Consider the following 12,973-nt stretch of genomic DNA (forward strand, 5'->3'; position numbering starts at 1 on the left):
ACCATACACCGTAAATTACATATTCGCTACAATTTTTTTGGTCTGCTATTCAAAAAATATTCATATAAGAATTTATCTTGTTGATAAATATAGATTTAAATACGGCCAATATATGGTTTGTTACAAAAACAAGCTGAGAATAACATAAAAAAATTTTTTGCTGTAGGTTTTTAGGATGGAATGACGTCAAAATAGGTACGTCAAAATATGGTGAATACACACAAGGGGATGTGTATTCATTTTCCCATTCAGCTTGGGCAGAAGCTACAGATGAGAATAAATATCAATGACAACGCTGTCATTATAGTGTTATGGGTTACTCCTGTCTAGTAATTTTAAGAGAATTTTTTATGACAAATGCCCATAAACTCTGCGATTGACACGTAAGTCATTGCTCTCTTTTGCACAAATTAGAATACCCCATTATGGGACTTGCTGATAAGCTCAATGCTTAATTTTAAATAAGTAAAAACTATTGCTGTTATTCGTAAGAAGTAAGAAGTAAGAAGTAAGAAGTAAGAAGTAAGAAGTAAGAAGTAAGAAGTAAGAAGTAAGAAGTATTGTTTTCGTTTATCTGCTAAATATCCAATGATACTAAATTTTTAGATTCAAGCCACAAATCAAACTATAAAATCGGCTCTCGAGCCGACCTTATAGTCTAGCTATGTATTTGTGCATGCTTGAAGTTAAGGGCACCAAAATACAGTCAAATCAATATCAGGATGAGTTAATACAGCACGCAGTGGAACCGAATACTCTGAGCCTGGTTGCTTTGCAGCTTCATACACTGCCTTTTTCTCCTCACCAGAGATCAATAATACAACGGTTTTAGAATGAGCTATTCCTGCTAATGATAGACTCATACGCTCTGTTATCTCACCTGTGACTTCACTTTGATGCGCATTGATTGCACACACCGTATCGGTAGTTGTTAGTGCATGTTCTAGCCCATCGGCATTAGGAAATAAGCTCGCAGTATGACCATCAGGTCCCATCCCAAGAATCGTTACATCAAAAGGCCGTTTCAATGCAGCATAGTCAGACTCACACACTTGCACGCCCTCTTCTGCCGATGCAGCTCGATTCTTCATTGTTACAAATCGAGCGCCCGCCGCCTTGTCTTGTAACAATGTCGATTTGATAAATGCTTCGTTAGACTTTTCATGCTCAGCGTCTACCCAACGTTCATCAACCATAGCAACCGTGATTTTGTCCCAGCCTAGCTCGACACCACTCAGGTGACGATACGCTGGTGCAGGTGAAGAGCCACCCGAAACCAATAACACCGCTTTACCATCTGTTGCGATCCCCTCCGAGAGAGCTGTTTGCAGCAATTCAGTAAGCGCTGCTGTCATTTCGTCTTTAGAAGCAAATTCTCTTTCTGTGATACTAGCCATTACGCATGCTCTCCTGCATTAAACCAGACATGTTTATTTTCTTCTAGTAATTCGTCTGCATCCTCAGGTCCCCATGAACCAGCGCGATAAAGAGATGGTGCACCTTTACCTTGCCAACGTTCAACAATCGGATCTATCCATTGCCATGCTTGGCGCACCTCATCACGATGGATAAACAGTGCTGGATTATTCGCTGCTGCGTCTAACATTAGACGCTTGTATGCGTCTGAGTGGTAACCATTGTTATACTTTTCACTTAAGGAAATATTGAGCGTTACAGGCTCAAGTTGCATCTCAAGATTATCAAGACGTTTTGACATCAACGTTAGCTGAATACTTTCTTCTGGCTGCAATCGAATAACCAAACGGTTTGGCTGAATAGGGCCTGCCGCGTCACCATACACATTGTGAGAAACCGGCTTATACTCAACCACGATTTCAGCGCAGCGTTTTTTCATGCGTTTACCGGTTCTTAGATAAAAAGGCACGCCTGACCAACGCCAGTTATCTATATGTGCGCGGATAGCTACAAAGGTCTCAGTTTCACTTGAACCTTCACCTAACTCTTCAAGATAACCAGGAACTAACTTACCTTCCAAATCGCCTGGCACATATTGACCTCGTACCACATTATCATCGACCTGCTCACCTACCAGTGGTCGTAGTGCTTCTAACACTTTCAACTTTTCAGCACGGATACTATTGGCATTGAGTTTATGAGGAGACTCCATCGCAACCAAACATAGTAATTGCAGTAAATGGTTTTGTACCATGTCGCGAAGCGCACCTGCTTTGTCATAAAAGCCAGCTCGACTCTCCAAGCCCACAGTTTCTGAAATACTGATCTGAATATTATCAATCGTTTTAGCATCCCACAGGTTTTCAAATAATGCATTTGAAAACCTCAACGCCATCAAGTTTTGTACTGTCTCTTTACCTAAATAGTGGTCGATACGAAACACTTGCTCTTCGGCAAAAAACTCACCAATTTTAGCGTTAATCTCTTCAGCAGATTTGCCGCAATAGCCAATTGGTTTTTCCACCACAACACGAGAGTGTTCAGTGATTAATCCTTTAACTGACAACAGTTCACAACAACGGCCATATACCGCAGGTGGCAGCGATAAATAGAATACACGAGACTTTTCTTCACCATCTGCCAAGATATTTTTTAGTGTATCCCAATATTCATCTTCTTCTGTCACATTCACAACAACAGGAACTAAAAATTGCGAAAATGCAGACCAATCTTTTTTGTTGTATTCACCTTTGCCGAGATGGGTTTGTAACGCACTATGAGTCGTTTCGATAAATTCTTGTTGTTTATTTTGCTCACGAACGGTCGGTAAAATGCGAGTGCCCTCAGGTAGGTTACCTTCTTGATATGCACGATACAAAGCTGGTAGGAGTTTACGAAGTGCTAAATCACCCCCCCCACCAAAAATTACGATGTCAAAAGGATTAAGCATAATTCACTCTCATAGGTTAGGCGCGTGCTTTTTACACGCATTGTTTATTCGATTTGGCGCTACTCCAAAGCCTACCAAATTACTTAGCTAACGGGTGATGTTTCGATTGCAACATACTGTAATACCAATGTTACTTAATATCTACTCAATTTGAGGCTGAGGCCCGACGCTTATTGCATTAGAGGTTCCCAGTTTAAAATAACTAAGCTGTAAAGCATCCGCCTAGCTCCGCGTCTCAAAATAGATATTTAATGCACTTTGGTATAAATGAGCCTTAGAAGCCTGTATTTCCTCTCACAAAAATACAGGCTCTAAGCACTCCAGCGCTACCCGTTCAAAGGTATTCTGTTTACTTTAAGTTCCACTTAAAGTGTTAATTCTTTCTTTTTTGCTTATAGTAAGCCATCAATCCAGCTGTAGAGCTATCGTGAGGGTGAGTGATGCCTTCTTGCGTTAACTCAGCTTCTATATTTGAAGCTAACCCTTTACCCAGCTCAACACCCCACTGGTCAAATGAACACACATTCAAAATAATGCCCTGACAGAAAATTTTGTGCTCATATAGTGCTATTAGACGACCGACCGCTTTGGCATCAATTTTATCAAGGATAAACGAAGAGGTTGGACGGTTGCCTTTATGAATTTTGTGCGGGATCAAATCATCAATTTCAGACTCTGATTTACCTTTAGCAGCTAAATCTGTTCGCACTTGCTCTGCATTTACACCTGCCATCATAGCTTCTGTTTGCGCAAAGAAGTTTGACAGCAAAATTTCATGATGTTTTCCGACTTGCTGTTGAGGCTCAATTGATGCGATGAAGTCAGCTGGCACTATCACATTACCTTGATGTAGGCACTGATAGAACGCATGTTGGCCATTAATCCCTGTCATTCCCCATATAATAGGTACTGTGGTGTAATCAACCTGCTCACCTGTAAAAGTAACATGTTTACCATTACTTTCCATCTCACCTTGCTGCAAATATGCTGGCAGCATATGAAGTGCCTGATCGTATGGTAAAATAGCTTGGGCTTGATAGCCTAAGAAACTGGTATTCCAAACACTTAACAATGCCATAAGCAACGGAATGTTGTCCTGATTACTGGCACTTTTAAAATGCTCATCCACTTCAAATGCACCTTCAAGCACTTCAACAAACACATCAAAGCCTAAATATAACGCAATCGGTAAGCCTATTGCACTCCAAAGCGAAAAGCGTCCACCAACCCAATCCCACATGGTAAATACATTTTCATCGCTGATACCAAATGCACGTGTTTTATCTAGATTCGTGCTTACGGCAACAAAATGCTTTGCTATGGCTGATTTATCTTTCGCTGACTCTAAAAACCATTCGACAGCGGTCTTTGCATTGGTCATGGTCTCAGAAGTCGTAAAGGTTTTTGAAGACACCACAAATAGCGTTGTTTCAGCATCTAGCCCTTTGAGTACCGACGCTATCTGCACACCATCAACATTAGAGACATAATGCACATTAAGAGTATCATCAGCATAAGCTGCCAGTGCATCAGTTACCATTTGCGGGCCAAGGTTTGAGCCACCAACCCCTATCGCAACCACATTTTGTACCGCTTTACCGGTGTAACCTACCCATTCACCAGATCGAACTCGTTGACTAAACGCTTTTAGTTTTTCTAATTCCGCATTTACTTGTTCTGTGACGTTTACGCCATCAACATAAACAGGTGTATTGGCTCTATTTCTCAGGGCGGTATGTAATACGGCTCGATTTTCAGTGATGTTGATCTTTTGGCCAGAAAACATTTTTTCTCGCCAACCGGCAACATCACATTCGTCTGCTAGCTGCATCAATTCAGAAAATGTTTGGTCATCAATACGTTGCTTGGAGAAGTCGAACAATACTCCGGCAATTTGACGAGAAAACTTATCAAACCGTTGGGTATCATTGTCAAACATCGTTTTTAAGTGCTGCTGTTCAACTCGCAGCACCGACTGACGAAGCTTTTGCCAACTATCCAATTCTACACGACCACTCATTACACACTCCCCTAAGATGCGTGTTACTTCCTTATATTTCAGGAAGTAACAACAAAGAAACACTTTTAATTAAGCACATTATGCCAAAATGACAACGCTGTCAAACTGCTTCTTTTCAATTTTACATTGCGAATAATAACCTAAAATTAAATTTTTGACACCGGTATCATTCATTTATTTCTGCGAAATGTAGTGCTAAATTCTGTATATAATAAATAGCCTAAGAAAAATAGATGATCCTTTTATTAAGACGTAATGGCAAATAAGTAATTACAATGGAATACTGTGCGCTAGCTTAAACTTGCATAAAACGCTACTATTCCTCTGCGCTTAATAATGATCTACACACTCCTGTAAATAGAAGAACAACTACATGAAAGTCACTATTAACGATGTCGCCAAATTAGCTGGCGTATCAATGAAAACAGTATCGCGGGTAATCAATAAAGAACCTTCAGTTAGACAAAAGACTTATGACCAAGTGATGCTGGCTGTAAAAGAGTTAAACTATCAGCCAAACATTGCTGCAAGAAACTTAGCCGGTACTTCTTCATTTGCTATCGGGTTAGTGTACGACAATCCCAACGCATATTATGTAATCGATATGCAGAATGGGGTGTTATCTCGTTGTAAAGACGAAGGCTATGAGCTGGTAATACATCCTTGCAGTTTTAGCTCGGAAGATATGGCTGATGAACTAGTAACAATGATCAAGCGCTCGCGCTTGGCAGGGCTTGTTTTAACGCCTCCTTTATCAGAGCAACAAGCTATCATCGACTTGCTAGATGAACTTGGCATTCATTACGTACGACTGCTTTCTGGTCGAGCAAAAGAAGCACAAAGCAGTGCCAAGAATTGTATTTTTGTGGACGATTATGCGGCCGCTTATGAAATTACAGAGCATTTGATTAGCTTAGGGCACAAAAAAATAGCTTTTGTTTTGGGCGATCAGGAGCACAAATCAACCGCCGAGCGTTTAGCTGGCTACAGAGACGCCCTAGCGGCTCATAAGATACAACCAGATGACTCCCTCCTCTACCATGGTACTTACTCTTTTGAGTCTGGTGTTCAAGGTGCAAAATCTTTACTTGCTGATGGTAATCCAAACAGCATCACTGCAATTTTAGGAGGTAATGATGAGGTTGCTGCTGGCGCACTTTTTGCCGCACGCCTGATGAATATAGAGATCCCAAGTCAACTTTCGATCAGTGGCTTCGAGGACTCTCCATTCTCGCGCCAAACTTGGCCCAAACTCACTACAGCTCACCAAGCAAATAATGTCATTTCAGAGCACGCTGCACGACTGCTGTTTTCAAAAACAAGAGGCCACCGCAATAGTGACAAAGATATTTGTCACGTGTTTACACCAAATATGGTAGTCAGAGAAAGTACTGGCAGAGTAGTTCAGTAACAGCTTGGCATAGCTAAAATGCGATATGATTTGTCTTGCGCCTATTTTTAGGCGCCAGACAAATCCCATGATAAGGCGCTTTTGACTCATTCAGTGTCAACGTACGCCCAGATGTTGAACGGTATTAAACTTTCGGTTGGTGACGAAGATCCCGCTACGCCACTTGGCACCATTAATCTTGCTTTGCTATCAGTCCTTGGTTATTGCTTGACCAAGCATTGATGAGTGCTTTTACTAGCGACGCTAAAGGAATAGCGAAAAACACCCCCCAAAAACCCCAAAGGCCACCAAAAAACAGCACAGCAACAATGATGTACACTGGGTTTAAATCTACCGCCTCAGAGAATAACAGTGGTACTAAAACATTGCCATCCAATGCCTGAATAACACCATAAGCTATCACGATAGTCCAAAACTCAGGAGCAAGACCAAATTGGAATAATGCCACTGCAGCAACTGGCAGCGTTACTAACGCGGCCCCGATAAATGGAATTAGAACAGAGAGCCCAACTAACGCCCCCAAGAGCGCTGCATAACGCAAGTCTAAAAACGAAAAGGTTGCATAGCTAACTAATCCTACGATGATAATTTCAAACACTTTCCCGCGAATGTAATTCATTATTTGCTGATCCATCTCATGCCAAACTTGTGAGATAAGTTTGCGATCTTTGGGAATAACTTGTGAAATACCAGACGTCAGCTCTTTTTTGTCTTTGAGCATAAAGAAGGCAAGCAAAGGCACAAGCACTAGGTATATCATCCAAGCCACAACATCCTTTAATGAAGTAAGCGAGGCTGAAACAAGGATCTCCCCTAATTCCAGTATTTTATTCTCGACTGATGTCACAATGGCTTGTACTTGAGTCGTAGAAATCAACGTCGGGTAATATTCCGGTAAGTGTAAAAGGAAGTCCTTACCCTCTTCAATCATTGTTGGACTTTCTTGCAACAGATTACTCAGTTGTTGCCAAAGCACAGGAACGATACCAAATACTAGCCCTAAAGCGATGCTGGCAAATGCTGCCATCACTAAGATAACAGACACCAACCGGCTGCCAGTGATCCGCGCAAGCTTATTAACCGGCCATTCTAATAAGTATGCGATCACAATAGCGACCAATACTGGCATCACATAGCTACCAAAAAAGTACAGTAGCGCCACAGTTGCAACCAAAAGCAACAACAGTGTCACCGAGTGCGGATCAGAAAACTTTTTGATATACCATGCTTTTACTAACTCAAACATCCGCGATCTCCAAATACATCTCGCCGTTTTCCAATTCAATTATTCGGTACTTCACAGCAACTCCGTCTAAATAATGGGTAATATCTGTTAAATCTTGCGCTTGGTTTAACAATAATTTAAGTCTGCCCAGTGTATAATTGTGGTGCTTCAGGCGCCACTTAAATTGTACAAACAGGGCTGGACAAGTTAACCCTCTAAGATCATGAACAGATTTTGGCTCTGGACCGCTACACAATTCAGTCAATACGGTAGCCCTCAAGGCGTTGATGGTTTATTCTTAGTAACATATTCTACTTTTTGGGAATCTTAATGCCAGGCGTTAATAATAAGGCCCAATTGCCAGCCAATCCAACATTAAAAGAAATAAATTGGTACAAAAAACAAATAAATTGGGGCGAGCTTCCACCATTTTATCATCTTGTAGCCTCTGCGGTCAGCGAATGTGAGGGACTGCTCCATCATGGCTTTGATAATGCAGTGAAGCGATTATTAGACAAACGAAATTGGAATCTTGAGCTACTAGGGGGATACGAAGATGATAGTGGGATTATTCAATGTGAAAACAAACCAAAAATAGCTTTGCATCAAGTGTTTACTGACCGTGGTTTTGAACTTTGGGCATATCCAATTGCAAAAGGTACCAAAATTGACGCTTATGTAAAAGATAATCGATTTTTAGAGTTTCGTGTATGGGATCCTCATACCATGAAAAACTTGCTTCGTATCAATCAATTACATAAGTTCATTGCATTTTATTTTGAACGCGGTGACATTGCCGACAAAGCCCTTATCCTGCATGCTCACAAAGTATTGCATATGACCATTAGCTTTTTGCAAAAAGAATTGAACATCACAGGAGTTGATGGGGTCTCAATAAAAGACTTTTACCAACTTTGCGAAAAAGATGCTCGAGCATGCCATGACGAAGTTGACCTCGCTAGAATAATGCTCGGAGAGGACCTTAAAAGGGATTAGAATGCAGTTTAGACCCCTGTTAAACTCAATATTATTAACATGTGCACTCGTAACGACACATTCGAGTGTTGCACAAACCGAATTAAAATTACCCGATCTTGGCACTTCCGCGTTGCAAGTGTTGCCGATTGAAAAAGAACAAGCAATAGGCGAAGTGATGATGATGCAGCTTCGCTCTCGCTCTCCTGTGGTTGGCGATCCGGTGCTGGAAGAGTATTTGACCAGCTTGGGCAACCGCCTTGTTGCCAATGCCAACGATGTCCGCTTCCCGTTTACCTTTTTTTGGATAAACAACAAAGACATCAACGCATTTGCATTTTATGGTGGTCACGTAGGAGTACACACAGGGCTGATTGCACAGTCTGATAACGAGAGTCAGCTGGCCTCCGTCATTGGGCACGAAATTGCACACGTCACTCAACGCCACTTAGCTCGACGAGTACAAAATGCTCAAGACAATAGCGCATTAACAATCGCCGGACTCATTACCGGTATCTTGGCAACCGTAGTAGCTCCCGATGCGGGGATTGCAATTTTATCGGCAAGTCAGACACAGTCGTCGTTAAACCAGCTAACTCATAGCCGCAAAGCTGAGCAAGAAGCTGATCGCTTTGGTATGAATACACTCTACAAAGCGGGTTTTGACCCTAACGCAGCCAGCGAGTTTTTAACCAAACTATCTGACCAAATACGCTTTAAAAATAAGCCTCCAGCTTTTTTACTCACCCACCCACTGCCTGACAGCCGAGTGTCGGATGTGCGCTTGAGGGCTCAGCAGTTTGAAAAGAAACATTATTCTTCAAGTCTTTCCTATGCCCTTGCAAAGACTCGAGTACTGGCTCGCTATTATTATGATGACGACACAGCCGTTGCATTTTTTCAAAATCAACTTCAGCAGTCCCAAAAGTTAGATAAACGTGCTATCAAATATGGTCTTGCCATCGCACTGTTAGACACAAAGCAATATCAAGAGTCAGGTAAGCTGCTAGATGAGTTGTTGGCAAAAGAGCCGAATAACCTGTTTTATTTAGATGTGTATACCGATTACCTTATCGCTACCGATGCCCCGCAAAAAGCAGTTGAAATGCTCAGTGCTCAACATCAACTACGACCTAACAATCAGGTGATCACGCTAAACTATGCAAACGCAGCAATTAAAGCAAAACAGTATGAACTGGCAGAGCAGCTGCTTAAAATTTTCCTGTTAGAGAAACCGGAGCATATTTTAGCAAGGGATCTTCTCACACAAGCCTACGAGTTTTTGGATAACAAAGCGGCATATCATGAGTCAAAAGCCAGTGTATACTCACAGTATGGCGCATTTAGTAAGGCAGCAGATGAAGTACAACGTGCGCTTAACCACGTTCAAGATAATGAGGACATTAAACGGACGCGACTCAAGGCATTACTGAGCCAATATAGAAATATGCAAAAAGAAATTGCCAAGTTGTAATCTTGTCAGCCTTTCATACCATCTCGGCTTTAAAACTGTAGAATTAAAGCCGATTTCCTTTTACTTAGCTTTTCGTCAACTAGACATTACGTTATGATCAGGCAGAGTCCAACATTACTAAAATAGAGCTTAAATAATGTCTATCGAAATATATCATAATCCACGTTGTTCAAAATCACGTGAAACTCTTGCGCTACTAGAGTCTAATGGCATTAGCCCCACAGTAATCGAATACTTAAAAACGCCTATAGATGAAGAAACACTCTCGGCGCTACTTACAAAGCTTGGTTTTAGCTCTGCTCATCAATTGGTGCGTAGCAAAGAGACGTTATACAAAGAGCTAGGGTTGTCTAAAGAAACAGGTGAAGCACAACTTCGTAAAGCGATGCTTGAAAACCCAAAACTCATTGAGCGCCCAATTGTTGTTAATGACAATAAAGCGGCGATTGGTAGACCACCCGAGTCGGTACTTGAAATTCTCTAATGGCTACCGTTCTCGTTTTATATCACTCCAGCCATGGCTCTGTGGCAAACATGGCTCATGAGTTCGCAGACACTATTGTCGCCCAAGGTGGCAACGCTGTGGTGCGGGTATTTGAAAAACGTCAAGAGCATGATGTCGTAGTTTCCAAGCAAGATTTAGTCAGCTGTGATGCGTTAGCCTTTGGTACCCCCACTCGATTTGGAATGATGGCATCTCAAGCAAAAGCATTTTGGGAAACGACCAGTGATTTGTGGCTGAAAGGCGCGTTAATCGATAAACCCGCATGCGTCTTTTCGTCATCAAGCAGCATGCACGGCGGCAACGAAGCTACTTTACTCAACCTATCACTTCCTTTACTGCATCATGGCATGGTGTTACTTGGAGTACCCTATGATGTACCCGAGTTATTAGCAACAGAAAGTGGCGGTACTCCCTATGGTGCAACACATATTTCTGGGAGCCAGAATAGTACCGTGCTTACTCAAACAGAAATTAAAATTTGTCGCGCAGCTGCCTGTCGGTTACTGCGTGTAGCGGAAAAGTTGAAATGAACACTATTGCAAAAAAGCCTATCACAAAACGCTTTCAGCTCTTGGCGCTAATAGGTTACTTTGGGCTATTAATTTTGATGCCATTGTGGCTTTTTGTACTCGCACCAAGAGAAGGTTATAGCTTAGGTTTTGTCTTCGCGGTTTACGTTTTACCACTGTTACTTCCGCTCAAGGGGATACTCCAAGACAAACCATACACATACGCATGGGCTAATTTTATCGTTATGTTTTACTTCATCCACGGATTCACACTCTTGTGGATCTCTCCCGATGAGTTGCTTTTAGTATTACTAGAAATAGCGCTAGCAACATCGATGTTTATCGGTTGTACTTACTATGCAAGGCACAGAGGTCAAGAGTTAGGCTTAAAAATCAGGAAGTTAAAAGAAGATCTAGCGGATGAGAAAGCAGCGCACGAACATAGCCAAGATCAGTGATATATTTTTTGAGGCTGAACTCATCACTTAAGCCCAGCCCCCTGACTGACTTAATACTTGCTCAATGCTGACAAGTATTAAGTCGGTATAAGAAGGTAAAATTGTGACTATGCCATTATCGCAAAGAGAGCACTGCGATTAATACCAAAACAGAGAATAAAACTTGTATTCCAATACTCACCCAAGCCAGTGCGTTTACGCCAAGTAACGACCAAGGCGTCGAGTTATTTGGATATAAAGGATTGCTGCGCTTTCGTCTTGCTATTGCAAATATCCCAATCGATGCTGCCGTAGTTACCAAAGTCGCAATGGTTTTTTCATCGACCTCATCGGTAAAAAAGAGAAATAATTGCAACGGTAACAAAATTGCAGCAAAGGCATAGAGCATGTGAACCGTTTTGATTTTTTGATACTTTGCATCATTGGATAGTTCGATGATCCCACGTTGCTCAAACGTTTGCTTTGACGTTAGCGCCTGTTGTTTCATTGCAACTCGATATGGGGTATCGCCGTAAATATCGGCTAATGTAGGATCGTCTCCATGATCAAAAATCATCTCTATCATAGCCGCTGAGTTAGATGCTGCGGCATAGTGCATAAAGTTTCGTCCACACTCGTCAAGTTCGTTGACATTATGGTACGTCAGCATCGGCTCAACAGCACTTACAAAACCATTTTCAATAGCCAGCATAATTGCTGAGCGCCCTTTGCTATCTTTTGCTACCCCTTTTGCTCCTTGATTAACCAGCGTGAGAATAGCGGATTGTTTAACTTGCTGCTGTGTGAGCTGAAATAACAGTGCTTGCTCCAATTGCTTTGCCACTTCATCTTGGTCGCACATAGCGCATAGTAACTCGAATGTTTGACGGCCATCTAATAAACCATCTGTCGCAAGCTTCGCTGTCTCATCACGGTCACATACACAGGTTTGTAAATTATCAAGCAAAGTAGCATGAATTGCTTCTTCACTGTTACACCAAAGAGATACAACTTCTTCTGGTGCAAACTGAATACCCACTTCTATCAACCATATCAGTGTTTTTTCAAATTGCTTTTCGCACAGCAATTCAATAAAAGACAAGCTCTGGTTTTGGAGCTGCATTTGGATATTTGAATACTGTCCTAAGCGCTGGATAAGTGTCTTGATTAATTCATCTTGTTCAACACCGTTTTCTTCGATATGTCGCGTTACACTATTAACATATTGGCGTTGCTTGTCGTCATAATCGTCAATATGTTGAAAGTAGCAAGCTTCAAAAGGTTCCAACGGCCTGAGCCACGCAAGATAAAACAGCGGAGGAAGTATCGTAGTGGATACCCCCTGCTCGTCTTTTATTTGTTGGCAATTCGGCCATGCCTCTATGGCATCTAGAATGTAAGCACCGTTTTGTTCGATTAACCCTTTCAGTAACATAGGGTATTGGGCAGGCCAAATTAACACTTGTTCCATGAATGCGCTATTATCCTCAGAATGTAAATATATGCAGCATAATTATCGCGAAATGACTAGGTGGTGAATAATATCAACAG

The 12,973-nt window shown here is 41.7% G+C and carries 11 protein-coding genes; 6 read left to right on the plus strand and 5 right to left on the minus strand.

What is annotated here, in order from left to right:
* Window positions 1–686: 686 nt before the first annotated feature.
* From pgl to pgi, 3 genes are all read right to left on the minus strand, one after another.
* Window positions 687–1,397 carry a 6-phosphogluconolactonase gene (pgl, locus tag J8Z24_RS09385; RefSeq protein ID WP_147389112.1) on the minus strand — a complete coding sequence of 237 codons (711 nt, stop codon included), beginning with the start codon at window positions 1,395–1,397 and terminating at the stop codon, window positions 687–689.
* A complete protein-coding gene (gene zwf, locus J8Z24_RS09390) occupies window positions 1,397–2,866 on the minus strand; it encodes a glucose-6-phosphate dehydrogenase (RefSeq protein WP_147389111.1) in 1,470 nt (489 codons plus the stop codon). Before zwf ends, pgl begins: the two co-directional genes overlap by 1 nt.
* A gap of 373 nt (window positions 2,867–3,239) precedes the next feature.
* Window positions 3,240–4,886: a glucose-6-phosphate isomerase gene (gene pgi, locus J8Z24_RS09395; protein WP_252094568.1), complete on the minus strand. Its 1,647-nt coding sequence runs from the start codon at window positions 4,884–4,886 to the stop codon at window positions 3,240–3,242.
* A gap of 373 nt (window positions 4,887–5,259) precedes the next feature.
* On the opposite strand from pgi, the gene J8Z24_RS09400 reads away from it, so the two are divergent.
* Window positions 5,260–6,297 (plus strand): LacI family DNA-binding transcriptional regulator, encoded by a 1,038-nt coding sequence (locus J8Z24_RS09400; RefSeq protein ID WP_128729923.1) that lies wholly within the window; start codon window positions 5,260–5,262, stop codon window positions 6,295–6,297.
* A gap of 172 nt (window positions 6,298–6,469) precedes the next feature.
* Here the strand turns inward: J8Z24_RS09400 and J8Z24_RS09405 are convergent, their stop codons facing one another.
* Window positions 6,470–7,543 (minus strand): AI-2E family transporter, encoded by a 1,074-nt coding sequence (locus J8Z24_RS09405; protein ID WP_125253842.1) that lies wholly within the window; start codon window positions 7,541–7,543, stop codon window positions 6,470–6,472.
* A 309-nt stretch (window positions 7,544–7,852) separates the two neighbouring features.
* On the opposite strand from J8Z24_RS09405, the gene J8Z24_RS09410 reads away from it, so the two are divergent.
* From J8Z24_RS09410 to J8Z24_RS09430, 5 genes are all read left to right on the plus strand, one after another.
* Window positions 7,853–8,518, plus strand: coding sequence for a hypothetical protein (locus J8Z24_RS09410; RefSeq protein WP_128729926.1), 666 nt, complete (start codon window positions 7,853–7,855; stop codon window positions 8,516–8,518).
* A gap of 1 nt (window position 8,519) precedes the next feature.
* Window positions 8,520–9,971 (plus strand): beta-barrel assembly-enhancing protease, encoded by a 1,452-nt coding sequence (gene bepA, locus J8Z24_RS09415; protein ID WP_252094569.1) that lies wholly within the window; start codon window positions 8,520–8,522, stop codon window positions 9,969–9,971.
* Between the two features lie 136 nt (window positions 9,972–10,107).
* Complete coding sequence (arsC, locus tag J8Z24_RS09420) at window positions 10,108–10,455, plus strand: arsenate reductase (glutaredoxin) (protein ID WP_252094570.1); 348 nt, start codon at window positions 10,108–10,110, stop codon at window positions 10,453–10,455.
* Window positions 10,455–11,006 (plus strand): NAD(P)H:quinone oxidoreductase, encoded by a 552-nt coding sequence (gene wrbA / locus J8Z24_RS09425; protein ID WP_128729929.1) that lies wholly within the window; start codon window positions 10,455–10,457, stop codon window positions 11,004–11,006. The genes arsC and wrbA overlap by 1 nt, the downstream gene beginning before the upstream one ends.
* Window positions 11,003–11,443 (plus strand): DUF2069 domain-containing protein, encoded by a 441-nt coding sequence (locus J8Z24_RS09430; RefSeq protein WP_125253836.1) that lies wholly within the window; start codon window positions 11,003–11,005, stop codon window positions 11,441–11,443. Before wrbA ends, J8Z24_RS09430 begins: the two co-directional genes overlap by 4 nt.
* Before the next feature lie 115 nt (window positions 11,444–11,558).
* On the opposite strand, the gene J8Z24_RS09435 is transcribed toward J8Z24_RS09430, so the two are convergent.
* Window positions 11,559–12,893 carry an ankyrin repeat domain-containing protein gene (locus tag J8Z24_RS09435; protein ID WP_176032355.1) on the minus strand — a complete coding sequence of 445 codons (1,335 nt, stop codon included), beginning with the start codon at window positions 12,891–12,893 and terminating at the stop codon, window positions 11,559–11,561.
* Window positions 12,894–12,973: the final 80 nt, after the last annotated feature.

The organism is Pseudoalteromonas sp. SCSIO 43201 (assembly GCF_023716725.1).
In the GTDB taxonomy this organism is placed as follows: Bacteria; Pseudomonadota; Gammaproteobacteria; order Enterobacterales; family Alteromonadaceae; genus Pseudoalteromonas; species Pseudoalteromonas peptidolytica.